The sequence below is a fragment of the Acidocella sp. MX-AZ03 genome, assembly GCF_027626035.1.
Taxonomy (GTDB): domain Bacteria; phylum Pseudomonadota; class Alphaproteobacteria; order Acetobacterales; family Acetobacteraceae; genus Acidocella; species Acidocella facilis.
The window spans coordinates 1,096,557-1,122,569 of sequence record NZ_CP110774.1; the positions used below are offsets into that span (position 1 = coordinate 1,096,557).

At 64.2% G+C, this 26,013-nt stretch carries 29 protein-coding genes, 1 tRNA gene and 7 pseudogenes; 27 read left to right on the top strand and 10 right to left on the bottom strand.

Translation table 11 applies throughout. The annotated features are described in order from the left end of the window. Window positions 1–26 precede the first annotated feature (26 nt). Window positions 27–392 carry a hypothetical protein gene (locus GT370_RS20740; RefSeq protein WP_333490102.1) on the bottom strand — a complete coding sequence of 122 codons (366 nt, stop codon included), beginning with the start codon at window positions 390–392 and terminating at the stop codon, window positions 27–29. On the opposite strand from GT370_RS20740, the gene GT370_RS20745 reads away from it, so the two are divergent. Both GT370_RS20745 and GT370_RS06125 read left to right on the top strand, forming a co-directional pair. Further along, window positions 276–863, top strand: coding sequence for a DUF4167 domain-containing protein (locus GT370_RS20745; RefSeq protein ID WP_333490062.1), 588 nt, complete (start codon window positions 276–278; stop codon window positions 861–863). The two genes, GT370_RS20740 and GT370_RS20745, sit on opposite strands and share 117 nt — an antisense overlap. Next, entirely contained in the window at window positions 860–1,021 is a 162-nt protein-coding gene (locus GT370_RS06125; RefSeq protein WP_270184057.1) for a hypothetical protein, read from the top strand. The genes GT370_RS20745 and GT370_RS06125 overlap by 4 nt, the downstream gene beginning before the upstream one ends. Before the next feature lie 75 nt (window positions 1,022–1,096). Here GT370_RS06125 and infC read toward each other — a convergent pair whose 3' ends face one another. Together infC and GT370_RS06135 are read right to left on the bottom strand one after the other, a co-directional pair. Continuing rightward, window positions 1,097–1,531 (bottom strand): translation initiation factor IF-3, encoded by a 435-nt coding sequence (infC, locus tag GT370_RS06130; RefSeq protein ID WP_008492662.1) that lies wholly within the window; start codon window positions 1,529–1,531, stop codon window positions 1,097–1,099. Between the two features lie 297 nt (window positions 1,532–1,828). Beyond that, window positions 1,829–2,722: a glycosyltransferase family 2 protein gene (locus GT370_RS06135; protein WP_270184058.1), complete on the bottom strand. Its 894-nt coding sequence runs from the start codon at window positions 2,720–2,722 to the stop codon at window positions 1,829–1,831. 40 nt (window positions 2,723–2,762) lie between these two features. Between GT370_RS06135 and GT370_RS06140 the strand changes: the two genes are divergently transcribed. From GT370_RS06140 to GT370_RS06155, 4 genes and pseudogenes are all read left to right on the top strand, one after another. Further along, entirely contained in the window at window positions 2,763–3,338 is a 576-nt protein-coding gene (locus tag GT370_RS06140; protein WP_270184059.1) for a GNAT family N-acetyltransferase, read from the top strand. A gap of 223 nt (window positions 3,339–3,561) precedes the next feature. Continuing rightward, window positions 3,562–4,734, top strand: a complete 1,173-nt coding sequence (locus GT370_RS06145; protein WP_270184060.1) for a carbohydrate porin — start codon at window positions 3,562–3,564, stop codon at window positions 4,732–4,734. A gap of 137 nt (window positions 4,735–4,871) precedes the next feature. After that, window positions 4,872–5,625: pseudogene (gene ppk2, locus GT370_RS06150) on the top strand (polyphosphate kinase 2). An 86-nt stretch (window positions 5,626–5,711) separates the two neighbouring features. Beyond that, a complete protein-coding gene (locus GT370_RS06155) occupies window positions 5,712–6,791 on the top strand; it encodes an IS5 family transposase (RefSeq protein WP_083878918.1) in 1,080 nt (359 codons plus the stop codon). A gap of 256 nt (window positions 6,792–7,047) precedes the next feature. On the opposite strand, the gene GT370_RS06160 is transcribed toward GT370_RS06155, so the two are convergent. After that, complete coding sequence (locus GT370_RS06160) at window positions 7,048–8,103, bottom strand: SDR family oxidoreductase (protein ID WP_008492656.1); 1,056 nt, start codon at window positions 8,101–8,103, stop codon at window positions 7,048–7,050. A gap of 100 nt (window positions 8,104–8,203) precedes the next feature. Here GT370_RS06160 and hisI point away from each other — a divergent pair, with 100 nt between their 5' ends. From hisI to GT370_RS06200, 9 genes and pseudogenes are all read left to right on the top strand, one after another. Continuing rightward, window positions 8,204–8,599, top strand: coding sequence for a phosphoribosyl-AMP cyclohydrolase (hisI, locus tag GT370_RS06165; RefSeq protein ID WP_039884689.1), 396 nt, complete (start codon window positions 8,204–8,206; stop codon window positions 8,597–8,599). Between the two features lie 101 nt (window positions 8,600–8,700). Continuing rightward, a complete protein-coding gene (locus tag GT370_RS06170) occupies window positions 8,701–9,222 on the top strand; it encodes a c-type cytochrome (protein ID WP_270184061.1) in 522 nt (173 codons plus the stop codon). After that, a complete protein-coding gene (locus tag GT370_RS06175; RefSeq protein ID WP_270184062.1) occupies window positions 9,219–10,331 on the top strand; it encodes a c-type cytochrome in 1,113 nt (370 codons plus the stop codon). Before GT370_RS06170 ends, GT370_RS06175 begins: the two co-directional genes overlap by 4 nt. A gap of 134 nt (window positions 10,332–10,465) precedes the next feature. Next, entirely contained in the window at window positions 10,466–11,104 is a 639-nt protein-coding gene (locus GT370_RS06180) for a GNAT family N-acetyltransferase (RefSeq protein WP_270184063.1), read from the top strand. Window positions 11,105–11,275: 171 nt separating this feature from the next. Continuing rightward, window positions 11,276–11,608: a nitrilase-related carbon-nitrogen hydrolase gene (locus GT370_RS06185; protein WP_270184064.1), complete on the top strand. Its 333-nt coding sequence runs from the start codon at window positions 11,276–11,278 to the stop codon at window positions 11,606–11,608. After that, window positions 11,584–11,682: a hypothetical protein gene (locus tag GT370_RS20750; RefSeq protein WP_333490024.1), complete on the top strand. Its 99-nt coding sequence runs from the start codon at window positions 11,584–11,586 to the stop codon at window positions 11,680–11,682. The genes GT370_RS06185 and GT370_RS20750 overlap by 25 nt, the downstream gene beginning before the upstream one ends. Window positions 11,683–11,684: 2 nt before the next feature. Then, entirely contained in the window at window positions 11,685–12,032 is a 348-nt protein-coding gene (locus GT370_RS06190) for a hypothetical protein (protein WP_270184065.1), read from the top strand. Beyond that, window positions 12,029–13,182, top strand: a pseudogene (lpxB, locus tag GT370_RS06195) (lipid-A-disaccharide synthase). Before GT370_RS06190 ends, lpxB begins: the two are co-directional and overlap by 4 nt. 100 nt (window positions 13,183–13,282) lie before the next feature. Next, window positions 13,283–13,600, top strand: a complete 318-nt coding sequence (locus GT370_RS06200; RefSeq protein WP_270184066.1) for a hypothetical protein — start codon at window positions 13,283–13,285, stop codon at window positions 13,598–13,600. A gap of 155 nt (window positions 13,601–13,755) precedes the next feature. Here GT370_RS06200 and GT370_RS06205 read toward each other — a convergent pair whose 3' ends face one another. The 3 genes and pseudogenes from GT370_RS06205 to GT370_RS06210 all read right to left on the bottom strand — a co-directional run bounded on the left by GT370_RS06205 (window position 13,756) and on the right by GT370_RS06210 (window position 16,228). Next, the gene (locus GT370_RS06205; RefSeq protein WP_442865502.1) at window positions 13,756–15,234 is read right to left on the bottom strand and encodes a phosphate acyltransferase; all 1,479 of its coding nucleotides are present in this window, start codon (window positions 15,232–15,234) and stop codon (window positions 13,756–13,758) included. A gap of 138 nt (window positions 15,235–15,372) precedes the next feature. Continuing rightward, window positions 15,373–16,025, bottom strand: a pseudogene (locus GT370_RS21290) (hypothetical protein). A 117-nt stretch (window positions 16,026–16,142) separates the two neighbouring features. Next, window positions 16,143–16,228: transfer RNA gene (locus GT370_RS06210), tRNA-Leu, on the bottom strand. 56 nt (window positions 16,229–16,284) lie between these two features. Here GT370_RS06210 and lipB point away from each other — a divergent pair. From lipB to GT370_RS06225, 3 genes are all read left to right on the top strand, one after another. Then, window positions 16,285–17,007, top strand: a complete 723-nt coding sequence (lipB, locus tag GT370_RS06215; protein WP_270184067.1) for a lipoyl(octanoyl) transferase LipB — start codon at window positions 16,285–16,287, stop codon at window positions 17,005–17,007. Next, window positions 16,931–17,299, top strand: a complete 369-nt coding sequence (locus tag GT370_RS06220; protein ID WP_008492647.1) for a gamma-glutamylcyclotransferase family protein — start codon at window positions 16,931–16,933, stop codon at window positions 17,297–17,299. The genes lipB and GT370_RS06220 overlap by 77 nt, the downstream gene beginning before the upstream one ends. Window positions 17,300–17,385: 86 nt before the next feature. Then, a complete protein-coding gene (locus GT370_RS06225; protein WP_008492646.1) occupies window positions 17,386–17,886 on the top strand; it encodes an OsmC family protein in 501 nt (166 codons plus the stop codon). A gap of 86 nt (window positions 17,887–17,972) precedes the next feature. Here the strand turns inward: GT370_RS06225 and GT370_RS06230 are convergent, their stop codons facing one another. Then, complete coding sequence (locus GT370_RS06230; protein ID WP_008492645.1) at window positions 17,973–18,992, bottom strand: LLM class flavin-dependent oxidoreductase; 1,020 nt, start codon at window positions 18,990–18,992, stop codon at window positions 17,973–17,975. Window positions 18,993–19,118: 126 nt separating this feature from the next. On the opposite strand from GT370_RS06230, the pseudogene GT370_RS20755 reads away from it, so the two are divergent. From GT370_RS20755 to GT370_RS06250, 4 genes and pseudogenes are all read left to right on the top strand, one after another. Next, a pseudogene (locus GT370_RS20755) lies at window positions 19,119–19,553 on the top strand (MsnO8 family LLM class oxidoreductase); the annotation flags it as partial. A 62-nt stretch (window positions 19,554–19,615) separates the two neighbouring features. Then, window positions 19,616–20,125: an LLM class flavin-dependent oxidoreductase gene (locus GT370_RS06240; RefSeq protein ID WP_442865532.1), complete on the top strand. Its 510-nt coding sequence runs from the start codon at window positions 19,616–19,618 to the stop codon at window positions 20,123–20,125. A gap of 201 nt (window positions 20,126–20,326) precedes the next feature. Further along, window positions 20,327–20,446, top strand: a complete 120-nt coding sequence (locus GT370_RS06245; RefSeq protein WP_240376509.1) for an entericidin A/B family lipoprotein — start codon at window positions 20,327–20,329, stop codon at window positions 20,444–20,446. Window positions 20,447–20,522: 76 nt separating this feature from the next. Continuing rightward, on the top strand, window positions 20,523–20,696 hold the full coding sequence (locus GT370_RS06250; protein ID WP_008492642.1) for a CsbD family protein: 174 nt from the start codon (window positions 20,523–20,525) through the stop codon (window positions 20,694–20,696). Between the two features lie 59 nt (window positions 20,697–20,755). Here GT370_RS06250 and GT370_RS06255 read toward each other — a convergent pair whose 3' ends face one another. After that, window positions 20,756–21,292 carry a fasciclin domain-containing protein gene (locus GT370_RS06255; protein ID WP_270184070.1) on the bottom strand — a complete coding sequence of 179 codons (537 nt, stop codon included), beginning with the start codon at window positions 21,290–21,292 and terminating at the stop codon, window positions 20,756–20,758. A 316-nt stretch (window positions 21,293–21,608) separates the two neighbouring features. Further along, window positions 21,609–22,067 (bottom strand): annotated as a pseudogene (ruvX, locus tag GT370_RS06260) (Holliday junction resolvase RuvX). 47 nt (window positions 22,068–22,114) lie between these two features. Between ruvX and gatC the strand changes: the two are divergent. From gatC to GT370_RS06285, 5 genes and pseudogenes are all read left to right on the top strand, one after another. Beyond that, window positions 22,115–22,401 (top strand): annotated as a pseudogene (gene gatC / locus GT370_RS06265) (Asp-tRNA(Asn)/Glu-tRNA(Gln) amidotransferase subunit GatC). After that, window positions 22,398–23,872 (top strand): annotated as a pseudogene (gatA, locus tag GT370_RS06270) (Asp-tRNA(Asn)/Glu-tRNA(Gln) amidotransferase subunit GatA). Before gatC ends, gatA begins: the two co-directional pseudogenes overlap by 4 nt. Further along, window positions 23,872–25,323 (top strand): Asp-tRNA(Asn)/Glu-tRNA(Gln) amidotransferase subunit GatB, encoded by a 1,452-nt coding sequence (gene gatB, locus GT370_RS06275; RefSeq protein WP_008492636.1) that lies wholly within the window; start codon window positions 23,872–23,874, stop codon window positions 25,321–25,323. The pseudogene gatA and the gene gatB overlap by 1 nt, the downstream one beginning before the upstream one ends. 89 nt (window positions 25,324–25,412) lie before the next feature. Further along, on the top strand, window positions 25,413–25,751 hold the full coding sequence (locus GT370_RS06280; RefSeq protein ID WP_270184071.1) for a flavin reductase family protein: 339 nt from the start codon (window positions 25,413–25,415) through the stop codon (window positions 25,749–25,751). Window positions 25,752–25,765: 14 nt separating this feature from the next. Then, window positions 25,766–25,948, top strand: coding sequence for a flavin reductase (locus GT370_RS06285; protein ID WP_270184072.1), 183 nt, complete (start codon window positions 25,766–25,768; stop codon window positions 25,946–25,948). The last annotated feature ends 65 nt before the right edge of the window (window positions 25,949–26,013 follow it).

Here is a 26,013-nt window from a genome sequence, read left to right on the forward strand (position 1 = left end):
GCGATTGGCAGAATGAATTTTTACCGCTAAGCACGGGCGGCGCGGGCAGTTTTGTCCACGAGTCGCCGGGCATGAAACCGGCGCCAAAAAGGGCGTTGCATGTATATGCCGCACCGCGCAAGCCAGCAGACGAGGATAGACACGAGCCGATGAATATGAAGCGCATGCGTGGACGCAACCACCGTTCCGGTGGCGGCGGCGGCGGCGGGTTTCGCAACCAGCAGAATGGTATTCCGCTCAACCGTAATCATGTGTTCGACAGCTCCGGCCCGGAAATGCGGGTGCGCGGCACCGCTCAGCAGCTTTATGACAAATATACGCAGCTGGCCCGCGATGCCGCCTCCTCCGCCGACCGGGTGTTGAGCGAGGGATATTACCAGCACGCCGAGCATTATTTCCGTATCGTCAGCGCCATCAACGCCGCCCAGGGCCTGCCGCCCCGGGCCAGGGCGGGCAGCAGAATAATGGTGAGCCGCGCTATCAGAACGGCAATCAAAGCGAGTATCAGGGCGAGGGCGAAGGCCAGGCCCCGCGTGAATACCGCAATGAGCAGCGCGAGCCCCGCGAAAACCGCGACAATCGCGAGCCGCGGGAATTCCGGGATAATCGCGAAAATCGTGATAACCGGGACAATCGTGATAACCGCCAGGAGCGCCGCTTCGAGCCGCGCAACCGTCCGGATTTCCAGCCCCGCGACAACCGCCAGGAAAATCGCCACGAAAACCGCCAGGACCGCCCCGAGCGCCCTTATCGCCCGGCCGCGCCGATCGCTGATACGCCGATCGACATCAGCTCCGCCCTGGAAGCTGAACTGCGCGCCGCCCAGCAGGAGCCAGCCGGCATCGGCGCGCAGCCCGAGGTGAGGCAGGAGCAGCCGGAGCCGCGCGCGATTCCCATCGTCGCCGATGCCCCGCCCGCCAACGCCCCGGAACTCACCTTGACCGAGCCTGAGGCCAAACCGGCGCCGAAGCGCCGTGGCCGCCCGCCGCGCGCCAAAGCCACCGAACCGGCGGCGGAATAATCTCCGCCGCCTCAATTCCCAAATAAAAAGCCCGGCAAAAGCCGGGCTTTTTTCATGAAATGACGGCAGGCGCTTTTATTTCGGCGCCAGCACCATCACCATCTGGCGCATTTCCAGCTTCGGCATCTGCTCGACCTTGGTTTCCACCTCCATGTCGCCACGGATGCGCTCCAGCACTTTCACGCCCAGCTCCTGGTGGGCCATCTCGCGGCCGCGGAAGCGCAGAGTGACCTTCACCTTGTCGCCTTCGCCGATGAAACGCTTCATCGCGTTCAGCTTCACCATGTAGTCATTATCGTCGATATTGGGGCGAACCTTCACCTCCTTGATCTCGACGACCTTCTGCTTCTTGCGCGCCTCGTTACGCTTTTTCTGCTGTTCATATTTGAACTTGCCGTAATCGAGGATCTTGGCGACGGGCGGCTCCGCGTTCGGGCTGATCTCGACCAAGTCGAGGCCCACGGCGTAAGCACGCGCGATGGCGTCACGGGTGCTGATCACACCGATCATTTCACCATCCTGGTCGATCAGACGAACCTGCGGGATTCTGATTTCTTCGTTAACCCGGGGCCCTCGCGTGAGGGAGGGTGGGTGGCGCTGGCGGTCTGGCTATAGGAAAGTCTCCTGTTTCGATTGCTGGAACCGGCATAAGCCCAATTTGTGACGAAAAGCAATGCGCTATCGCTCATGGCCGGGCCTGTATCGCTCAGATAACGCGAAGCGCGCGGATTTCAACGGTTTACTGTTCAGAACAGAAACTCGCGCCGCGCATTCCAGTGCTCCACCAGGGCACGGGCCTCGCGCGACTCATCCAGCAATTTTCCATGCTGGCGGGCCAGCTGCTCGGTCATGTGCAGAAAGGCGGAGAGCGCCTTCAGGCCAGGATCGCTCGGGTCGTGTAAGAGAGCGGGCCGCCGAGATAGGCCAGGGGCGCCTCGACCGCCCGGGATTTGTCGAATTCCTGCGCGAAAAAGCCGGGATTATGCAGCAGCTCACCCGGCTTGTCGCGCAGCGTCTCATAGGGGAGATATAATGCTGGGAGAAATAATCATCCTGGCCGCCAGCCGCCAGCGCCTTCATCCGCCCCGCCGCCCATTTCTGCATCGCCTGCCAGGCCGAGCGGCGCGGGTAATGCGCCAGCCAGGTTTCGGGCAAAGGCACCGGCGCCACCTCCTGGCCTTGTAGAAACACACCATGATTCCCCGCCCCCGCCACCAAGCCGGGAATTTTCGCCCGGGCGATGACCTTGATGACATGGCTGGGCGCGGCCATGCGCCAGCGCAGCCGCCAGGGCACCACCAGCTCCGCCGCATCCTCGCCGCCGACCTGGCCGTAATTCGCCAGCTCCAGGCTCAGCACCGGGGCATCGGCGGGCAGCAGCGTCACCAGCGGCGCGCTGGCCGGTGTGGCCACGAACTCATCCGCATCCAGAAACAGCACCCAATCCGCGCCCAGCACCTGCGACGCCGCCTGATAGCCCCAGCTATTCACCGCGATTTCATCGAAACTCACCGCATGGCTGCGAAACACCCGCAGCGGAAAGCCTTCCTTCAGCAGTTCCTGCAAGATCTCCAGCGTGCGATCCGTGCTGCCATTATCAAGAAACAGCATCTCATCCACATGCGCGGCATGGTGGCGCACGAACGCCTCGACGATATCGTCCTCATTCAATATCCGCGTGAAGGACACGATTTTAGTCACTGTGGCGCTCCGTCTGCGCCAGGATTTATGCGCAAGCGCCGTGCCGGCGTCCAGCCGCCTGCATCGTCTTGGCAAGCTGGGGATTTCAGGTGAAGACACCGCCATGAGCCTGTCCATCCGCCCCGCCGCGCCCGAGGATGCACCCGCCATCTGGGACATCCTCGCTCCCATGCTCGCCGCCGGCGAGACCTACGCCCTGCCGCGCGACTGGTCGCGCGCGCAGGCCCTGGCCTATTGGCTGGCGCCGGAGAAACACTGCTTCGTCGCCGAATATGAAGGTCAGATCGCCGGCACCTATTATCTGAAGGCCAACCAGGCCGGCGGCGGCGCGCATGTCGCCAATTGCGGCTATGTCAGCGCGGGCTGGGCCGGCGGGCGCGGCATCGCCCGGGCCATGTGCGCCCATTCGCTGGAACAGGCCCGCGCCGCCGGGTTTCGCGCCATGCAGTTCAATCTCGTGGTCAGCACCAATCACCGCGCCATACGGCTCTGGGAGCAGATGGGCTTTGCCACCATCGGCCGGCTGCCCGGCGCCTTTCACCACCCCAGCGCAGGCGATGTCGACGCCTTGGTGATGTTCCAGCGCCTCGCCCCTCTTGTCCCGGCGCATAAATAGAATGATATAGTATATCATCCTAAACATCAGATACTTGATAATGATTATCATTTACATTTAAATGAGCGTCATCGAGGACGATGCGGCCTTCCGGCCGGACAACAAAGAGGGGTCATCATGGACGTTTTCATTTCATGGCGCGGGCCAGCCTGGGCGCGCTGCTCACCGCGCTGGCCGGGCCAGCACTGGCGCAGCAGGCGGACAGCACCGGGCTGCTCGGCAATTGGGCGGGCTGAAGCCGGCCCTCGCCGCGCATGGCGTCAGCGTCAACATCACCGATTCGGAAAATCTGCTGGGCAACACCACCGGCGGGCTGAAAACCGGCGCCACCATGCAGGGTGTCACCACCATGACCATGGATATCGACACCGCCAAGGCCTTCGGCCTGGCCGGCGGCAGCTTCCATGTCTCCGCCCTGCAGCTGCATGGCCGCCCGCTGAGCCAATATTATCTAGGCGACATCCAGACCGCCAATGGCAATGAGGGCGAAAACGCCTCCCGCCTCTGGGAACTCTGGTACGATCAGCAGATCGGCCCGAAATTCGACGTCAAAATCGGCCAGCAGAGCATCGATAATGAATTCATCGGCAGCACCTATACGGCGCTGTTCGTCAACACCATGGCTGGCTGGCCGGTGGTGCCCTCCGCCGATCTCTATGGCGGTGGCCCGGCCTATCCGCTCTCCTCGCTGGGCGTGCGCGGCCAGTTCAAGCCGAGCGAGCATGTCGCCATCCTGGCCGGCGTCTATGATGACGATCCCGGTGCTGGCGCCTTTACCGCCGACCAGCAGGCGCTGGATCCGCGCGGCGGCCGCTTCTCGCTGAAGAACGGCGCGCTGTGGATCGCCGAGCTGCAATACAGCACCAAGCTGCTCGGCCTGCCCGGCACCTACAAGCTCGGCGGCTGGTACGATTCCGCCAATTTCGCCGACCCGCTCTACGGCTATAACCATCGCGGCAATTACAGCCTCTACGGCGTGGTCGATCAGACAATCTGGCAGTCGCCCCAGCGCAGCGCGCAAACTTTGAACGTCTTCGGCCGCATCATGGGCGCGCCGTCCGACCGCAACCTGGTCGATTTCGGCTTCAATGGCGGCCTCACCCTCACCGCCCCGCTGCCCGGCCGCGACAATGACCAGGCCGGCATTGATTTCGGCGTGGCGCATGTTTCCTCGCGCGCCGCCGATGCGGTGATCGCCGCCGGCGCCAGCCGCCACCCGGGCACCGAGACGCTGATCGAGGCCACCTACCAGGCCCAGGCCACACCCTGGCTCGTGCTGCAGCCGGACATTCAGTACGTGATCAACCCGGCCGGCGGCGTCGATGATCCGAACAATCCCGCCAGGCGGCTCGGCAATGAGCTGGTGGTGGGGCTGCGCGGCATCGTCACGTTCTGAAAGTAAGATGTGGGGACTTTTTGAAAAAAGTCCCCATCCTCCGGCGGCTTTCCACCGCCGCTGCGCGGCGGCGGAACCTTGGCCGCCTACGCCCCTCAAAAACTTTTGCTCTTTTGGGTCTCGGGCTATGCTGGGCCATGGCCCAAAAACAAAGCTATGAAAAAACCCTCCGCCATCTGCAGATCGAGCTGGTGAAGCTGCAACGCCACGTCATCGAACGCGGCCAGAAATTGCTGATCATCCTGGAAGGGCGCGACACCGCCGGCAAGGATGGCACCATCAAGCGCATCACCGAGCATCTCTCCCCGCGCGACATCCGCATCGTCGCCCTGCCCAAACCCTCCGATACCGAAACCACGCAATGGTATTTCCAGCGCTATGTCGCGCATCTCCCGCCGCCGGGCAGATCGTGCTGTTCAACCGCTCCTGGTATAACCGCGCCGGGGTGGAGCGGGTGATGGGGTTCTGCACCGAGCATGAATATCATGAATTCATGCGCACCGTGCCGGTGTTCGAGGCCATGCTGGCGGAAGCCGGCGTCACCATCGTCAAATATTATCTCGATATCGACGCCAAGGAGCAGAAGGCCCGCATCGAGGCCCGCCGCGACGATCCGCTGAAGCAATGGAAAATCAGCCCGATCGATGAAAAGGCCCTGGCGCATTTCGACGATTACACCAAGGCCCGCGACGCCATGCTGCTGGCCACCGACAGCGCCGCCGCCCCTGGATCGTGGTCCGCGCCGACGACAAGAAAGCCGCGCGCCTCGCCATCATCGCGGATCTGATCACCCGCATCGATTACAAGAACGCCAAATCCCACGCCATCGACGGCCAGATCCTCTGCCGCTTCGACGAAACCTGCCTAAAAAACGGCATGCTGGCGCGCTAAAACTCTCTAACAGTTTGCTGAAAAACTCCTGGCGGCCGGGATTATGATGTGATTCACTTTGGCTGGCAGGTTTTGTGAGGCGTGGGGTGCGGGGTTCTTTTCGAGATCAGGGCGGGATGTTTTCGTATGTTTCACCAGAAACACGGGTTCCGGCGACCCATCCGTTGCGAGCGATCCGTGCTTTGGTGCGGGATGTTCTGCATGAGATGAGCCGCAGCTTTGCCTGGCTGTATTCCAGGGAAGGCCGGCCCTCGGTGCCGCCTGAACAATTGCTGAGCGCGCTGCTGATCCAGGTGCTGTACGGGATTCGCTCGGAACGGCAGTTGATGGAGCAACTGGATTATAATCTCCTGTACCGCTGGTTTGTGGGCTTATCCCCGGATGATCCGGTCTGGAACCCGACCACGTTTAGCAAGAACCGCGAGCGCCTGCAGAACGGCGATATATTCCAGAAATTCATGAGCCGGCTGCTGAACCACCCGCGGGTGACGCCGCTACTATCGGATGAGCATTTCTCGGTGGACGGCACGCTGATCGAGGCGTGGGCGTCGCAGAAGAGCTTCCGGCCGAAGGATGGCAGCGACGATGATGGTTCGGATTTCCACGGTCAGAAGCGTAAGAACGATACCCATGCCAGCACCACCGACCCGGAAAGCCGGCTGTACCGCAAGGCCGCTGGGCGGGAGGCAAAGCTTTCGTATATGGGGCACGCGCTGATGGACAACCGGCACGGCTTGGCGGTGGGTGGCCGAGTGACCCAGGCCACAGGCACGGCTGAGCGTGAAGCCTCGGAAGCGATGTTGAAAGCCAAAGCCAAGTCGGCCGCCGGGCGGATCACCGTAGGCGAAGACAAGGCTTACGATACCGCCGATCATGTCGCCAATCTGCGCGACGCCGGCGTGACACCGCATGTCACACAAAACAACGGTGAGACCAAAACCGGCAGGCACCGCCGCAGCGCGATTGACGGACGCACCACGCGCCATCCCGGTTATGCGATGTCGCAGACCCGCCGGGCGATGATCGAGTGCATATTCGGCTGGGGCAAGCAGCACGGCACGATGCGCAAGACCAAGCTGCGCGGCGTTGCGCGGGTCGCCGGCACCTTCATGCTCAACCTGATCGCCTATAATCTGGTACGCATTCCAAAAATGGTGGCAATATAAGGGACGAGTCTGTCCGCTGGACGAAAAAAGTCCAGAAACCGGCAAGAAACTTCAATCACTTGAACCAAAATCCAGGCCCCAAAGCTAAATCAGAAAAAATAAAACCAAGTTTCGGGTTTTTCAGCAAACTGCTAAAAATTTTCAAAAGTTTTTGGAGGGCGGAGGCGCCAAAGGTTCCAATGCTGCGCAGCAGCGTTGGAAAGGCGCCGGAGGGGTGGGGACTTTTTACAAAAAGTCCCCATGTCTTTCTCAGATGTTACGGAATCAACCGCTCCGCCTGCAACCCGGTAAACAGCTCAAAAAACGCCTCATCCGTCGGCTGATAGAGCGAAAACCCCAGCCGGCGGCTCTTCGACATATCCGTCACCACCTCGATCGGCCGGCCCAGATCCGCATCAGTATGCCAGGGCGAGGCGAGACGGCTCAGATCCGGCTCAACCAGCCTGGCCCGCGCGGCGATATCGGCCCAGCTGCCTTCGTCCTGCGCCATCTGCGCCTCCAGCGGCCGATGCTCGCCGGTAAAGGGGGCGGGCTGCAGCCCGAACCAATCCGCAATCCGCCCCCACATCCAGGACCAGCGGAACACGTCGCCATTCACCACATTGAAGGCCTGGTTGGCGGCCTCCGGCGTCTGGGCGGCCCAGAGCAGATGCGCGGCGAGCAGCCTGGCATCGGTCATATCCGTCAGCCCGTTCCACTGCATGGCCGAACCGGGGAAATAGAACGGCCGCTCCAGCGCCCGGCAGAGCGAGGCATAGACCGCCAGCGTGGTGCCCATATTCATCGCATTGCCCACCGCCTTGCCGATGATCGTATGCGGGCGGTGCACGCTCCAGCTGAAGCCGTCCCGCGCCGCGGCGGCGAATAATTCATCCTCCTGGGCGTAGTAGAAATTCTCCACATCCAGCCTTGGCTGGTCTTCGCGGAAGGGCGTCTGCGGCAGGCTGCCTTTGCCATAGGCCTCGAAGGGGCCGAGATAATGCTTCAAGCCGGTTACCAGCGCGACATGCCGCGTCGCCCCGCCCAGCGCGTTGAGCAGATTGCGCACCATCGCCGCATTCACCCGGATATTCTCCGCCTCGCTGTCCTGGCGCAGCCAGGTGCAGATGAAGACGATCTCCGGCGCCAGCCCGGCCAGCGCGGCTTTCGTGGCCTGCGCATCCAGCAGGTCGGCCGCCACCGGCATTATTCCCGGCTGGCTCTGCGGGCGGCGCGCCAACCCCAGCACCTCCCAGCCCTGGGCGGATAAATGCGAACAGGCCGCGCTGCCAACAATCCCGCTCGCGCCCACCACCAAAGCCGTCTTCGCCATCGCATCTCTCCTTCAAGCTCCCCGCCACATGGGCAGCCCTGCGCCCCGCGCCAACCCGGACGCGTTGACTTTGCAGCGTCTTTGCACCTTCTCTGCGGGCATGAACGCGCATACAGACCTGCTCGCCGCCCTCTCCTTCGATGCCAACGGGCTCGTCGCCGCCATCGCCCAGCAGCATGATAGCGGCGAGATCCTGATGATGGCCTGGATGAACCGCGAGGCCGTGGAAGAAACGCTGCGCACCGGCCAGGTCTGCTATTATTCGCGCTCGCGCGCCAAACTCTGGCGCAAGGGCGAAAGCTCCGGCCAGACCCAGAAGCTGATCGAGCTGCGGATTGATTGCGATGGCGACGCACTGCTGCTGCTGGTCGACCAGACAGGCGTGGCCTGCCACACCGGCCGGCGCAGCTGTTTCTATCGGGCGGTGCGCGAGGACCAGCTGGTCGAAATTGCTGCGCCGCACATCCATCCTGACACACTTTACGGCAAGGCTTGATCTGCAGCCGTTAAATCGGCGAAATGGACCCTAGAGCCATGAAACGCGGAGCGTGACGCGAACAGCGTGACACTCCGGGATAAAAACTAGGGAACCGATCCATGTCTGCGCAAACGCCCCGGCCTAATTTTCTGCGCCCCTTCCTCGCCGCCGCCGCCCTTGCCCTCGCCTTGGGCGGCCTTGCCGTCAGCCGGGTGGCCACCGCCGCGGACACCAAGGATTACCCCGCTGCCTCCCTCTCCGCCCCAACGGACCACGCGGCCTTGCTGGCGCGCGGCAAATATCTGGTCGATGCGGCGGATTGCATGCCCTGCCATACCGGCCCCGGCCAGGCGCCCTTCTCCGGCGGGCTGATCATGCACACCCCGTTTGGCGGCCTCTCCACCCCGAACATCACGCCGGACAAAACCACCGGCATCGGCAACTGGACGGATGCGCAATTCTACGCCGCCCTGCATGATGGCGTCTCGCCCGGCCACAGCTACGGGATTTTCCCGAAATTCCTGTATCCGGCGATGCCCTATACCTCCTACACCAAGCTCTCCTACCCGGATGTGATGGCGATCAAGGCCTATCTGATGAGCCTGCCGCCGGTGGACGCGCCGCGCGCCCCAGCACCATGAGCTTTCCCTTCAACCAGCGTCCGGTGCTGCTGGGCTGGCGGCTGCTGTTCTTCAAGACCGGCCCGATGAAGATGGACCCGTCCTGGGACGAGCATATGAAGAACGGCGCCTATCTCACCATCGCGCTGGGCCACTGCCAGGAATGCCACACGCCGCGCAACATGTTGCAGGCGACGATGGACGACAAGCAGTTCGCCGGCGCGAAGATCGACAATCTCTATGCCCCCAACATCTCGTCCGACAAAACCTACGGCGTCGGCGGCTGGGCGAAGAATGATCTGATCGCCTATCTGCATGATGACGGCAATCTGGTGAAAGGCTCGCCCTACGGGCCGATGGGCGACATGACCGACCATTCCACCAGCCTGCTGCCGGTCTCCGATATCGCGGACATCGCGGATTTCCTGCAAACCGCGACCAAGCCGCAGAATACCCCGCCCACCCCCGCCATCGCCGATGCGGATGCCTCGATCGCCCGCGGCCAGGCGCTCTATAAAATGAGCTGCGCCGGCTGCCACGGCCAGACCGGCGGCGGTCTGCCGCCGAAACTCGTCCCCAACCTCGCCGGCAATGACAGCGTCACCGCCGAACTGCCGGACAACGCCATCGGCGCCATGCTGGGCGGGCTGGGCAGCTGGGGCGCGCCGGCGATGAAGATGCCGGTCTTCGGCGCCCGGCTGAACGACCAGCAGATCGCCGACATCACCAACTATATCCGCACCGCCTGGGGCAATAAGGGCACCGCCAATGCCACCGCCGAGGATGTGAAGGCGCTGCGGGCGAAAACCCATCTGCAAGGCGCTGGCAGCCTGCAGGCCGATAATCTCGGCTGCCCGGTGATCACCCCGAGCTCGGTCACCGATCCCGGCAATGGCTGGCTGAACATCTATCAGGGCGTCACCCCGGCCACCTTGTCCAACCGCACCAACGCCCTCATCGGCGCGGTGCGCGGCGCCAATAGCAGCATCAGCCCGGCCGACCTCACCAACACGCTGGTCGCCGCCTATTGCCCGGCGCTGGCGCAGGAGCACGGGCTGAGCCTGGCGCAGAAGCAGGCGGCGCTGAAGGATTTCATCGCCAGCGTGCAGCCGCTGGTGGCGGCGCATTAAGAGGTTGCCTGAAAACGATTTTTTAAAGAATCACAAAAGTTTTTTGCGCCGCTTTTTTTCAAAAAAGCGGCATCGTGACAAAAGGCCGGACGCCCCTCTGGGGCGATCCGGCCTTTTGTCACGAAGGGGCGTTTTTGAAAAAACGCCCCTTCAACCCCCAAAAACTTTTATTAGTTCTTGAGCTGGGCGCTTGGCAGGTCCGCCCGCTGCGGACATTCTGCGCCGCGTATGACCCTGCCGCCCCCACCCCGCGCGCCAAGCTTGAACTGGAGACCGTCACCGGCGAGGAGGCGCAGGCGGCGCTGCCCGACCTCGCCCGGCTGCGCATCGAGGTTTTCCGTGAATTTCCCTATCTCTATGACGGCGACGAGGCGCATGAGCGCGACTATCTGCAGACCTATGTGCGGGTGAAGGGTGCTGCCATCGTGCTGGCCCGAATCGGCGAGCGAATCGTCGGCGCCGCCACCTGCCTGCCGCTTTCCGCCGAGACCCAGGCGGTGAAAACCCCGTTTCTGGAAGCCGGCATCGATATTTCCGATATTTTCTATTTCGGCGAGAGCGTGCTGGAGAAAGCCTATCGCGGCCGCGGGCTGGGGTTGGGTTTTTCGTCGCGCGCGAGCGCCAGGCCCGCGCCTATGGCGCCACCCTGGCGGCGTTCTGCGCCGTGCAGCGCCCCGCCAGCCATTGGCTGCGCCCGGATGGCTACCAGCCGCTGGATGGATTCTGGACCAAGCGCGGCTTCACAAGGCGCGAGGATCTGGTCTGCCAGATGAGCTGGCGGGATGTGGACGAAGCCGCCGCCAGCACCAAAAACCTAACCTTCTGGACCAAGCGCCTATGAAGCTCGCCCTCGCCCCGTTCGGGGTCTCCGCCCCCGCCAGCTTCAAGGCCTTCCTGCTGCGGCTGGAGCGCCTGGCCGCCGAGGCTGCCCTGGCCGGGCGGACATGCTGGTGCTGCCGGAATATGCCGCCATGGTCTGCGCCGGGGCGGAGATCAAAGCCCCGGACATCGCGGCCGAGCTGCTGCATGTGGTGGACCAGGCCGAGCTGATCCTCAGCGGGCTGCGCGAGATGGCGATGCGCCACAAGCTGCACATCCTCGGCGGCTCGCTGCCGATGCGCGATGCGGACGGCAAAATCCGCAACCGCGCCCCCTTCATCGCCCCCTCCGGCACCATGGGCTTCCAGGACAAGCAGGCGATGACCCGCTTCGAGGCTGAGGAATGGGGGTTGCCGGCGGCGCCGCGCCTGTGGTGTTCGACACTGCCTTCGGGCTGATCGGCGTGTCGATCTGCTATGACAGCGAGTTTCCGCTGCATGTGCGCGCCCAGGTGGCGGCGGGGCGAAGCTGATTTTGATCCCCTGCTGCACCGCCTCGCCCGCCGGCTTCAACCGGGTGCGTTTCTCCGCCCGCGCCCGGGCGGTGGAAAATCAATGCTATACCGCCGTGGTGCCGTTGATCGGCGAGGCCGCCTGGTCCGGCTCCATCGATGTGAATATCGGCCATGCCGCCCTCTTCACCCCTTGCGACACGGGCTTTCCGGATGACGGCGTCGCCACCGCCGGGGCGCTGAACGAGCCGGCTCTGGTTTTCGCCCAAGTCGATTTCGCCGCCATCGACGCGGTGCGCGCGCAAGGGGCGGTGCTCAATCACCGCGACTGGGCGCCGGTCGCCCCCACTGAAATCGTAGCGCTGCGATGACCCGCATCTTCATCATCGCCGGCGAGGCCAGCGGCGACGTGCTCGGCATGCGCCTGATGCTAGCGCTACGAAACCTGGAGCCGGAGATCCAATTCTCCGGCATTGGCGGGGCGCGCATGGCGGAGGCCGGGCTGACCTCGCTGTTCCCGATGCAGGAGCTGGCGCTGATGGGGCTGGCGGAGATTTTGCCCAAGGTTCTGCATCTGAAGGCGCGGCTGAAACAGACCATCGAGGCCATCCGCGCCGAAAAGCCGGATATTTTGCTGACCATCGACAGCCCTGGCTTCACCTTGCGGGTACTGAAAGCCATCGGCCCGGGCGGGCCGAAGCGGGTGCATTATGTCGCGCCGCAGGTCTGGGCCTGGCGGCAGGAGCGGGTGAAGCATTTCCCCGGTCTGTGGGAGGAGCTGCTCTGCCTGCTGCCCTTCGAGCCGGATTTCTTCGCCCCGCACGGGCTGCATCCGGTTTTCACCGGCCATCCGGTGCTGGAATCCGGCGCCGATGCCGGCGATGCGGCGCGCTTTCACGCCACCCACAAGCTCGCGCCGGACGCTGTGCCGCTGGTGCTGATGCCGGGCTCGCGCGTCACCGAAACCAAGCGCCTGCTGCCAGTGTTCCGGGACACGCTGGCGCTGTTGCAGCCGGATGTGCCGGGGCTGGTGCCGGTGGTGGCGGCGGCCGCAGGCATCGCCGAGGCGGTGGCGGCGCATATGGCGGACTGGCCGGTGCGGCCGATCATCGTGCGCGGCGTATCGGAGCGCTACGATGCCTTCGCCGCCGCCCGCGCCGCGCTGACCAAATCCGGCACCTCGACGCTGGAGCTGGCGATGGCGGGGTGCCGATGGCGGTCACCTACCGGGTCAACCCGCTCTCGGCAATGATGGCCCGCCGTCTGATCAAGGTGCCGCATGTGGCGATGATCAATCTGCTGGCGGGGCGCGCCCTGGTGCCGGAATTGCTGCAGGAGGATTGCGCGCCGGCGCGGCTGGCGCAGACCGTGCGCGGCCTGCTGACCGATGCGGCGGAAGCCGCGGCCCAGCGTGCCGGCTTCACCGCCGCCCTGGCCAGCTTGCGCGCCCCGGAGGGCACGCCATCGGCGGCGGCGGCACGGGCGATTCTCGGCGTGGTTGCGGCCTCGCCGGACCCGTAAATCAGTTCTTAACTTTTTCCTGCTTCACTGCGCCCATGATGAGACTCTGAACCTCCACCCCCCTGCCAAAACAGGCGGCCAACATGACCAGGAGAGCAGCATGAGTGCCAGCATGAGTATCGGCAGCGTCGGGCTGGGCAGCACCAGCAATGCGCTGGCCAGCGTCTTCAATTCCAGCACTTCAGGCGACACCACCAACGTCACCACCCTGCCGGACGGCTCCACCGTGACCACCGTGCGGACAAGAAGGGCGATATCGTCTCCATCGCCACCACCCCGCGCACCCGCCCGCCGGAACCGGGCAGCGCCAGCGCCAGCCCCAGCGCCAGTGGCGGGATCAATCTGCTGGCCTGAGCCGGCCCTTCAGCCGTACCGCGCGCGGCGCTCGCCGAACGGCGTGGCAAGAGATACGCTGTAGGGGCAGCCTCTTCCAAAACACTGCCCGACTCGTAGGGCAATGGCATCGATCTTGCTAGCGCATCAGCGTTCGGCGGTTTTTGTAAAAAAGCGGCCCTTCGGCGGGCTTCCACCGCCGCCTTGCGGCGGTGGTGGCTTTGCCGGGTTCGTCCACTTTTACTTTGCCGCCAGCGCCGCCTGCATCGCCGCCACGGCGGAGAGGTTGGTGATGCCGCGCGCTGTGGTGCTGGGCACGGCGATATGCAGCGGCTTCTCCAGCCCCAGCAGCATCGGCCCCACCGTCACCGCCTCGCCGGTCGCCTTGACCAGATTATAGGCGATATTGGCGGCATCGATATTCGGGAAGATCAGCAGGTTGGCGGTGCCGGTCAGGGTCGAATCGGGCAGCGCCTGGTGGCGGATCTGCTCGGCCAGGGCGGCATCGGCGTGCATTTCGCCATCCACCTCCAGCTCCGGGTCGCGCGCCCGGATCAGCCCCAGCGCCTTGCGCATCTTCTTCGCCGAAGGCGAGTTGGAGGCGCCGAAATTGGAGTGGGAGAGCAGCGCCACCTTCGGCGGCAGGCCGAAATGCCGCACCGTCTCGGCCGCCATCAGCGTCATCTCCGCCACCTCTTCGGCGCTCGGGTCCACATTCACATGGGTATCGCAGAAGAACAGCGGACCGGCCTGCAGGATCAGGGCGGTCAGCGCGAAGACGCGGCCCGAGCCGGTGCTGCGCGGCACGATAGGCAGCGCATACTGGAATTGCCGCCACCAATCGCCGGTGCCGCCGCAGATGGCGGCATCCGCCGCCCCCTGCTCCAGCAGCATCGCCGCCGTCACCGTCGGGCGTTTGCGTACATGCCGGGCGGCGGCATCCGGCGGGGTGCCGCGCCGGCCGACGCGCTTGGAATAGGCCGCCAGCAGCTGCTCGAACAGCGCCGTATCCTGCTCCAGATCGACGATCTGCACGTCCTGGCCAGGGCGCAGGCGCAGGCCGAGCGACTGGATGCGCGCGATCACCGCCTCGGTCTTGCCGATCAGGATCGGCTTGGCCAGCCCGTCATCCACCACGCTCTGCACGGCGCGCAGCGTGCGCTCATCCTCGCCCTCGGCATAGACGATGCGCGGCTTCGCCTTGCGCGCCACCTCGATCACCGGGCGCAGCAACTGGCCGGAGCGGAACACGAAGCGCTCCAGCTCATGCATATAAGCCTCGAAATCCTCGATCGGCTTGCGCGCCACGCCCTCATCCATCGCCGCCTGGGCGACGGCCGGGGCGACATGCAGGATCAGCCGGGGATCGAAGGGCTTGGGAATGATGTAATCCGGGCCAAACACCGGCGCCTTGCCGCCATAGGCGGCGGCGACCACGTCCGAGGCCTCGACATGCGTCAGCTCGGCGATGGCGCGCACGGCGGCCAGCTTCATCCCCTCGGTGATCGCGGTGGCGCGCACATCCAGCGCGCCGCGGAAGATGAAGGGGAAGCAGATGACGTTATTGACCTGGTTGGGGAAGTCCGAGCGGCCGGTCGCCATGATCGCATCCGGGCGGACGCGCTGGACGATCTCGGGCATGATCTCCGGCTCGGGATTGGCCAGGGCCAGGATCAGCGGGCGCTCGCCCAGCAGATGCAGCCATTCCTCCTTCAGCACGCGCGGGCGGAGAGGCCGAGGAAGATATCAGCCCCGGCAGCACATCCGGCAGGCTGCGGGCGTTGGTCTCCCGGGCGACATCTTCCAGCGTCGGGTCCAGATTGGGGCGGCCTTTATACACCACGCCCTCCCTGTCGGTCATGGTGATGTTCTCGGGCTGGCGCCCAGCGCCTTGAGGATGTTCACGCAGGAGAGTGCGGCGGCGCCGGCGCCGGAGGTGACGATCTTCACCTCTTCGATCTTCTTGTTCAGCACCGTCATGGTGTTGAGCACCGCGGCGCCGACGATGATGGCGGTGCCATGCTGGTCGTCATGAAACACCGGAATGTTCATCTTCTCGCGCAGGACCTGCTCGATCCTGAAACATTCCGGGGCCTTGATGTCCTCCAGATTGATGCCGCCGAAGCTGGGCTCCAGCCGCGCCACCGTCTCGATGAATTTCTCCGGGTCCTGCTCGTCGATCTCGATATCGAAGCTGTCGATGCCGGCGAATTTCTTGAACAGGACGGCTTTGCCCTCCATCACCGGCTTGCCGGCGAGCGCGCCGATATTGCCCAGCCCAGCACCGCGGTGCCGTTGGTAATGACCGCGACCAGATTGCCGCGCGAGGTGAGGTCGAAGGAGCTGTCCGGGTCTTCCTTGATCAGCTCGCAGGGGGCGGCGACGCCGGGCGAATAGGCCAGGGCCAGATCGCGCGAGGTTTCCATGCGCTTGGTGGCGGTGATGGCGAGCTTACCGGGACGGGGATAGCGGTGATAATCCAGAGCCGCTTTGCGTAAGGTCTCATCCATGTCTCGAACCCTCCCCCGAAATCAATGATCTGCAGGGTTCATGGCGCAAGCCGGCAGGGCTGGCAACTCGCCCCGCCATGTGATTTTTGAAGATCGCTAATTCTGGAGAAGAGAGCTTGGTGCGGTCGAGAAGACTCGAACTTCCACGAGGTTTCCCCCACAAGCACCTCAAGCTTGCGCGTCTACCATTCCGCCACGACCGCATCGAGGCTGCGGCGGGCCTATAGACTATGAACGCGGAGCCTGCAACAGGGGAGCCATGACGAAAAACGCTTTGGATTGGGAAATCTCGCCGGGCCTGACCGATTACGAAACCGCCCTCACCCGCATGCAGGCGCGGGTGGCCGATATCCGCGCCGGGGCGGCCAAGGAGCTGGTCTGGCTGGTCGAGCATCCGCCGCTTTATACCGAGGGGACCTCGGCGAAGCGCGAGGACCTGCAGGATGCAACGCGCTTTCCAACCTACAAGGCCGGGCGTGGCGGGCAATGGACCTATCACGGGCCGGGGCAGCGCGTGGTCTATGCGATGCTGGATCTGGCCAAGCCGCATGGCCGCGTGCCGGCGCGCGATGTGCGCTGCTATGTCGCCGGGCTGGAGCGCTGGGTGATCGCCACGCTGAAGGAATTCGGCATCAAGGGTGAGATCCGCGAGGGGCGGGTCGGCATCTGGGTGGCGCGCGCTGATGGCACGGAAGAGAAGATCGGCGCCATCGGGGTGCGGGTCTCGCACTGGATCACCTGGCACGGACTATCGCTGAACGTGGCGCCGGAGCTGAGCCATTTTGGCGGCATCGTGCCCTGCGGCATCGCCGAGCATGGGGTGACCAGCCTGAAGGCGCTGGGCGTGGATGTGGGGATGGAGGTGGTGGATGCGGCGCTGGCCCGGCATTGGGGGAAATTTTCGGATGAAGATTTTCGTCTATGGCACGCTGGCGGACAAGGATGCGTTCGGGCGCTGCGCCGGACGGCCGTTGCGGCATGAGCCGGTGCCGGCCCGGCTACACGGTTTTGCCCGGGTGAAATTGCGCGGGGCGCGCTACCCTACGCTGCGCCGCGCCCCTGGCGCGCAGGTGCCGGGCATGGTGATGCGGATCAACGCCGACATGCTGGTGCGGCTGCAGGCTTACGAATCGGTGCGCTACCGGCTGATGCGGGTGCGGCTGGCGGCGGCGGATGGGGCGCACCGGGCTTTGGTGTTCATGGGCGACGCGCCGACGCGCATCCTCTGGGCACCGGATTTGAGGCTGATGACACTGCGCTCGCGCAGTTTTTGAGATCCGCTCGCGCAGTTTTTGAACAGCGTTGAGGGCGGGCGAAAAGCTTCCCATACTCCTCGTCAAAAGACGGAAAGGTGAGGAAGATGGATGCCGAGACGCTGCGGGCTTTGCAGGCGCCGCTGAAACAGGATTACCGGGAGAACCCTGGCCATGCGCTGGTGCAGTCCCGGTCCGAAGGGGTGATCGAGCAGGAAAGCCTGACCTGCACGCTGGTCAATCCGCGCCCGGCCCAGGCGGGGCTGCATCCGGCGGCGGGCGGGCCGCAGGGCACGGCGTGCTCGGCGGATCTGCTGCTCGATTCGCTGGTGGCTTGCGCCGGGGTGACGCTGGCGGCCGTCGCCACCGCCATGGGCATTAAACTGCGCGAGGCGCGGGTGGTGGCGCATTCCTTCTGGGATGCGCGCGGCACGCTGGCAATCGACCGCGCCGCCCCGGTCGGGCTCGGGCCGATCAACCTGACCTTCAAGCTGGACACCGATGCGGATGAGGCGACGCGCGCCCGGCTGCTGAAAAGCACTGAGCGCTATTGCGTGATCTTCCAGACGCTGGCGGCGCCGCCGGCTTGTACGGTGACGCTGCTCTGAGAGTGCGGCTGTAAAAGGTGGGGACTTTTTGAAAAAAGTCCCCACACCCCCAAAAACTTTTGAATTTTCAGGGAAGCTGCGCGGGTTTAGCGCCAGCCCAGGGCTGGGGCGATGTGTTTCAGGATCGCCTCGATCACATGCGCATTATAGTCCACGCCGAGCTGGTTGGGCACGGTGAGCAGCAGCGTGTCGGCTTCGGCGATCGCCTCGTCGGCCCGCAGCTCCTCGATCAGCGCCTCCGGCTCGCCGGCATAGGAGCGGCCGAAGATGGCGCGGGTCTGCGCGTCGATCATGCCGATGCTGTCCTGGTCTTTGGCCTGACCGAAATACATCCGGTCCTGGTCGTTGATCAGCGCGAAGATCGAACGGCTGACGGAAACGCGCGGCGTGCGCTCATGCCCGGCTTCCGCCCAGGCTTCGCGGTAGGCGCGAATCTGTTTGGCCTGCTGGATATGGAAGGGTTCGCCGGTTTCGTCATCCTTCAGGGTGGAGCTTTGCAGGTTCATCCCCTGCTGGGCCGCCCACACCGCCGTGGCGTTCGAGCCTGAGCCCCACCAGATGCGCTCGCGCAGGCCCGGCGCGTGCGGCTCGACGCGCAGCAGGCCGGGCGGGTTGGGGAACATTGGGTGCGGGTTGGGCTGGGCGAAGCCCTCGCCACGCAGCACCTCCAGCAGCACCATGGCGTGGCGGCGGCCCATATCCTTGTCCTGTTCGCCCTCGGCCGGAGCGTAGCCGAAATAGCGCCAGCCCTCGATCACCTGCTCCGGCGAGCCGCGGCTGATGCCAAGCTGCAGCCGGCCGCCGGAGATCAGGTCCGCCGCCCCGGCATCCTCGGCCATGTAGAGCGGGTTCTCGTAGCGCATATCGATGACGCCGGTGCCGATCTCGATGCGCTTGGTTTTGGCGCCGACAGCGGCCAGCAGCGGGAACGGGGCGGCGAGCTGGCGGGCGAAATGATGCACCCGGAAATAGGCGCCATCCGCGCCCAACTCTTCCGCCGCCACCGCCAGGTCGATCGATTGCAGCAGCGCCTCGGCGCCGCTGCGGGTGCCGGACTGGGGCGCGGGGTTCCAATGGCCGAAAGAGAGAAAGCCGATTTTCTTCATCTGCATCACTTTGCGTCAGGGAGCGCCGCCTACTTGGCCCACCGGCTCGGATTTGCCAATTCCGGCCGACCGTCTGGCCTGCCATGCGGATCTGGCAAGCCGCCCGTCCGCGCCTATATGGACATTATGAAATTTTCCGTCCTCGACCAGTCCCCGATCCGCACCAACATCCTGCCGGATCAGGCGATCCGCGAGAGCATCGCGCTGGCGCGGGCCTGCGAGGGGTTTGGCTATCATCGCTACTGGCTCTCCGAGCATCACAGCTCCGGCTCCGTGGCGGGCTCGGCGCCGGAGGTGCTGGCCGCTGCGATCGCCAGCCAGACCAGCCGCATCCGCGTCGGCGCGGCGGGGATCATGCTGCCGCATTATGCGGCGCTGAAAGTGGCCGAGCAGTTCCGGGTGCTGGAAGCGATCGCGCCGGGGCGGATCGATCTCGGGCTGGGGCGCGCCCCTGGCTCGGATGGGCGCACGGCGCTGGCCCTGAACCCGAATGCGCGCCAGGCGGCGGATATGTTCCCGGCCCAGGTGCGCGATGTGATGGCCTGGTCCAGCGGTCAGGCGCTGCCGGTGGATCATCCGTTCCGCGCCGTCACCTGCGAGCCGCGCGGGCCGCATGCCCCGAAATCTGGATTCTCGGCAGCTCCACCTATGGCGCCCAGCTCGCCGCCTGGTTCGGCCTGCCTTACGCCTTCGCCTATTTCTTCTCCGACGGCGCCGGGGCGGAGGAGGCGCTGCACGCTTATCATTCCCAGTTCAAGCAGCCCGGCCCGGAAGCGCCGCCGCGCCGCGCCGCGGTGACCGTGTTCGCGCTGGCGGCGGAAACCGAGGAGGAGGCGCAATATTGGGCGAAATCCCGTGGCGCCTTCTGGGCGATGCGCAATCGCGGCCTCTATATCCCCCTGCCCTCGCCCGAGGAGGCCGACCAGATGGGGTTTTCCGAGGCCGAGCAGGCGCAGATGCAAATGTCGCTCTCGCGCAATTTCATCGGCACGCCGGAACAGGTGGCGGAGCGGCTGCACAGGCTGGGCCGGGATCTGCAGCTGGACGAGATCGCCATCACCACGGCGGTTTACGATCCGGCGGTGCGGACCAGATCCTATGAGCTGCTCGCCAGGGCGTTTGGTCTCACTTAAAATTCGATGACGCAGGTTTCATGAGACGAACCTGTCAAATTTGAAAGCTTTAGTGTTTTGCATTGAATTCTCTCAGTCGCAGGACAAGATCCTAGTTCACGATACGCGTCCCAATCCGGGGACCGTTCCAAAAAGGATAAGGGATTTTGGGCGATGGTTTCTAAGTTTCGTGTTGCATTCGGTCTGTTCGCGATGGTTTCGATGGCGGCAGGTCTTGCTGCCTGCCATACCACGGCGGGCGTCGGGCAGGATCTCTCCCAGGGCGGCCACGCGCTGACCAACAGCGCCAATGCCAACGCGCCCAGCAAGCCCAGCCCCTGATCCGTCGCGCCGCCAGCTTCGCTGGCACCGAGGCTATCCCAGCGTCAATCACAAATCTTGAATAAGGAGATACAACATGGACAAGGATCGTATTGAAGGCACCCTGAAGCAGGCCAAGGGCGCGGTGAAGGAAGCCGCCGGGAAGGTCACCGGCGACACCAAGCTGCAGGCCGAAGGCAAGGCCGACAAGGTCGAAGGCAAGGTGCAGAACACCGTTGGCGGGCTGAAGGACGCCGCGAAGAAGCATTAAGCGCTTCCAGGCTCTTTCCGATGAAGGCGGCGGGGATCACCCCGCCGCCTTTTTGATTGTCAGGGCATCAGCACCTTGTCGATCACCTGAATCACGCCGTTGGACTGCATGACGTCGCTGATCGTGATTTTCGCTTCATCGCCCTTCGCGTCCTTCACCAGCAACCCGCCCGCCGGCGCGTTGCTGAAGGTGAGCGGCTCGCCTTCAACTGTCTTGAGCTGCGCGGTGCCGCCACCTTGCTGGATCATGTTCTCGATATCCGCCGCGGTGTAGCGCCCGGGCACAACATGATAGGTGAGAATCTTGACCAGCTCAGCCTTGTTCTCAGGCTTCAGCAGCGTTGGCACGGTGCCCGCCGGCAGCGCCGCGAAGGCCTCATTGGTCGGCGCGAACACGGTAAACGGCCCCTTGCCTTCCAGCGTTGGCACCAGCCCGGCCGCCTTCACCGCCGCGACGAGTGTTGTGTGGTCCTTCGAGTTCAAGGCGTTTTGCACGATGTTCCGGCTGGGATACATGGCGGCGCCGCCGACCATGGGATCCGCCGACATGGATTGCGCCGACATGGATTGCGCGGCGGCGAGGCCAGGCAGCAGCAAGACTCCTGAAAAGGCCAAAGCGAGCCGCAATTTTTTAACAGACATCCGACATTTCCTTGTTGGTTAGAACCTGAATGGTTCGTTAACAAATAGGATTACGCGCGCGCCGGGCGGACGGATTGCCGGAGGCGCGGGAATATGGATGAATTTTCGTCCATAAGCCCGCGAGAGTTTTAAGAGACTCTATAAAAACAAGCCTTTGGAAAATGATAAATGTTTTTTCGGTGCCGCTTTTTTTCGAAAAGGCGGCGATAGCGTGGGGGCTTTTTGGAAAAAGCCCCAAAAAACTTTTTCAATTTTGCAACAGCCTTCAGCGTCAGGCTTGCAGCGCATCCAGGGCGCGTTGCAAAATCTCCGCCGCCGCCAGCTTGTCGACGATCTCGGCGCGGCGCGCCCGGCTCACCCCGGCCTCAATCAGCCGCTCATGCGTCTCGGCCGTGGAATAGCTCTCATCCACCATCGCCACCGGCAGGCCAAGAAGATCGCTGAGCCCATGCGCCCAGTCCCGCGCCGCCTGGGCGCGGGGCCGAGTGTCTGCTCGCCATCCAGCGGCAGGCCGATGATCAGCCCCCCACCCCTTCGCGCACCGCGATCTCGCCGATCTCGACGGCGTTGAACTTCATCTTGGTGCGCTGGAGGGTGGTGTAGGGGCTGGCGATGCGCAAGCCGACATCGGAGAGCGCCACGCCGATGCGTTTGGAGCCGGGATCGAGCCCCAGCAGCCGGGAGCCGGGGGCAGAAGGGATAAAAATTCGGACAGGTTGTAGAGCGCCATGGCCGCCTGTATGGTCCGCCCGGATTTTTTAGCCAAGGGATTTTGGTATGTCGCTGGACGCCGCAACGGTACGCCGGATTGCGAAACTGGCCCGGATCAGGGTGAATGACGAGGAGGTTTCCACCCTCCAGAATGAGCTGAACGCGATTCTGGGCTATGTGGAACAACTTGGCGAGGTGAATGTGGACGGGGTCGAGCCGCTCTCTGGCGGCGCGCAGATGGCGCTGCGCCAGCGCGAGGACCAGGTCACTGACGGCGACATGGCGGAGAAGATCCTGGCCAACGCCCCGACCGCATCGGAAACTTCTTTGCCGTGCCGAAAGTTGTGGAATGAGCATGTTTGACCTGACCCTCGCCGGCGCCGCGAAAGCGTTGAAGGCGAAAGAGATTTCGGCCGTGGAGCTGACCAGCGCCTATAACGAGGCCGTGGCGGCGCTGAACCCGCGTTTGAACGCCTATATCACCACCACCCCGGAGCTGGCGCTGGAACAGGCCAAGGCCGCCGATGCGCGCATCGCGGCTGGTGAGGCCACGCCGCTGACCGGCATTCCCATCGCGATGAAGGATCTGTTCTGCACCGAGGGTGTGCGCACCACGGCGGGAAGCGCGATCCTGGAGCCGTTCGTGCCGCCTTATGAGAGCACGGTTTCGGGCAAGTTGAAGGCGGCCGGCGCGGTGATGCTGGGCAAGGCCAATCTGGACGAGTTCGCCATGGGCTCCTCCAACATCACCTCCTTCTATGGCGCGGTCGAGAATCCCTGGAAGCGCCAGGGCTCGGAGGCCAAGCTGGTGCCGGGCGGCTCCTCCGGCGGTTCCGCCGCCGCCGTGGCCGCGCGCATCGCGCTCGCCGCCACCGGCACGGATACGGGCGGCTCCATCCGCCAGCCCGCCGCCTTTACGGGTCTGGCCGGCATCAAGCCCACCTATGGCCGCTGCTCGCGCTTTGGCGTGGTGGCCTTCGCCTCCTCGCTCGACCAGCCGGGGCCGATGGCGCGCAATGTCGAGGATAACGCGCTGCTGCTGAACGCCATGGCCGGGTTCGATGCGAAGGATTCCACCTCCGCCGACCGCGCTGTGCCGGATTTCACCGCGTCGCTGACCCGCGGCGTGAAGGGGCTGAAGATCGGCATTCCCAAGGAATACCGGCTGGAGGGCACCAATCCTGAGATCCTGGCGCTCTGGGACAAGGGCATTGAGTGGCTCAAGGCGCAGGGGCGGAGATTGTCGAGATTTCCCTGCCGCACACCAAATACGGCCTGGCGGTGTATTATATCGTCGCCCCGGCGGAGGCCTCCTCCAACCTCGCCCGCTATGATGGCGTGCGCTACGGCAAGCGCGTCGATGGCGCGGATCTGATCGATCTCTATGAGCGCAGCCGCGCCGAGGGATTCGGGGCCGAGGTGAAGCGGCGCATCATGATCGGCACCTATGTGCTGAGCCATGGCTATTACGACGCTTATTACCTGAAAGCGCAGAAGGTGCGGAACCTGATCCTGAAGGATTTCACCGACGCCTTCGGCCAGGTGGACGCCATCCTCACCCCCACCGCCCCCTCCGCCGCCTTCGGGCTCGGCGAGAAGATGGATGATCCGGTGACGATGTATCTCAACGACGTGTTCACCGTGCCGGCTTCGCTGGCGGGCGTGCCGGCGATGAGCGTGCCGGCGGGCCTCTCCGCTGATGGGCTGCCGCTGGGCCTGCAGGTCATCGGCAAGCATTTTGACGAGGAAACGGTGTTCGCGGTCTCGGCTGCCATCGAAAACGCGGCGGGCTTCTCGGCCCTGCCTGAAGTGCGAGCGAAATAATGGCCTATACACTTGAAGGCAGCACCGGCGCCTGGGAGGTCGTGGTCGGCCTCGAAGTCCATGCCCAGGTGATTTCTCAGTCCAAGCTGTTCTCCGGCGCCTCGGCCACCTATGGCGGCGCGCCGAATGCGCATGTCTCCTTCATCGATGCCGGCTTTCCCGGCATGCTGCCGGTGATCAATCAGGAATGCGTGGCGCAGGCGGTGCGCACCGGGCTGGGGCTGAAGGCGCAGATCAACCTGTTCTCGCGCTTCGACCGGAAGAATTATTTCTACGCCGATCTGCCGCAGGGCTATCAGATCAGCCAGTTCGAGCACCCGATTGTCGGCACCGGGACGGTCGAGATCGAGCTGCAGGACGGCACGATCAAGCATATTGGCATCACCCGGCTGCATCTGGAGCAGGATGCCGGCAAGTCCATGCATGACCAGCATCCGGCGAAATCGGTGGTGGATTTGAACCGTGCCGGTGTCGGGCTGATGGAGATTGTCTCCGAGCCGGATATACGCTCGCCGGAAGAAGCGGGCGCTTACTTGCGCAAGATCCGCCAGATCGTGCGCTATCTCGGCACCTGCGACGGCAATATGGAGGAAGGCTCCATGCGCGCGGACGTGAATGTCTCCGTGCGCAAGCCCGGCGAGGCGTTCCGCACGCGCTGCGAGATCAAGAACGTCAATTCCGTGCGCTTCGTAATGCATGCGGTGGAGGCGGAGGCGCTGCGCCAGATCGAGGTCTGGGAGAGCGGCGGCGAAGTGGTGCAGGAGACCCGCCTGTACGATCCCGCCAAGGGCGAGACGCGCTCGATGCGCTCCAAGGAGGATGCGCATGATTATCGCTATTTCCCCGAGCCGGATCTGCTGCCGCTGGTGCTGGAGCAGGCTTGGGTGGATGAGCTGAAAGCCAATCTGCCGGAGCTGCCGGATGAGAAGCGCGCCCGCTTCTGCGCCGAATATGGCATCCCGTTCTATGATGCGGGCGTGCTGGTGGCCGACCAGGCGACGGCGGATTTCTACGAAACCGTGGCCAAGGGGCGCGATGGCAAGCTCGCCGCCAACTGGATCTCCGGCGATTTCTTCGCGGCGATGAACCGCACCGGCAAGAGCATCGAGAACCCGCCGGTGTCCGCCGCTGATCTCGGTGCGCTGCTGGATCTGATCACCGACAAGACCATCAATGGCCGCATCGCCAAGGATGTGTTCGAGGAGATGGTGGAAACCGGCAAGGCGCCGGGGGCCATCGTCGAGGAGAAGGGGCTGCGCCAGGTGACCGATACCGGCGCCATCGACGCGGCGGTGACCAAGGTGCTGGCGGAGAACCAGGACAAGGTGGCCGAGTACAAATCCGGCAAGGATAAGCTGTTCGGCTTCTTCGTCGGCCAGGTGATGAAGGCGATGCAGGGCAAGGGCAACCCTGCTCTGGTGAACGAGGCGGTGAAGAAGCAGCTCGGCTGATTTGCTCATGCCTGCCGCGCGGTTTTGCGCGGGCTGTGCTTGATACGGATCAAACCCCGCCCTCTGGGCGGGGTTTATGCGTTGCGGCCATGATGCAAGATCTGCCGCTCTCGGACGCTTATCAATTCATTGAACCCGGCCCGGTGGTGCTGCTGACCACGCAGATGCCGGGGCGAAAGCCGAATGTGATGGCGATGTCCTGGCATATGGTGCTGGGATTCGAGCCGGCGCTGATCGGCTGCGTGGTGGCGCGGGCCAATCACAGCTACGCGGCATTGCTCACCCAGGGCGAGGCGGTGATCGCGGTGCCGCCGGCGGGGCTGGCGCGCATCGTCACCGGGGTTGGGAATTGCACCGGGGATGATACGGATAAATTCGGCAATTTCGACCTCACCCCCTGCCCGCGGCCCGGGTCGCGGCGCCGTTGATTGGGGAGGCGATTGTGAACCTGGAATGCCGGCTGCGCGACCGCACGATGGTGAAGGCTTATGACATGTTCGTGCTGGAATGCGTGAAGGGCTGGGTGAATCCGGCCTTACGGGAGGCGCCGATGCTGCACCACCACGGCTATGGCGCGTTCAGCGTGGATGGTGAGCGGGTGACGCTGAAATCGAGAATGAAGTAGGGGGCAAAAGTTTTTGGGGGCGGCCCTTTTTTCAAAAAGGGCTGCAAAGCGTTTGGGGTTTTGTA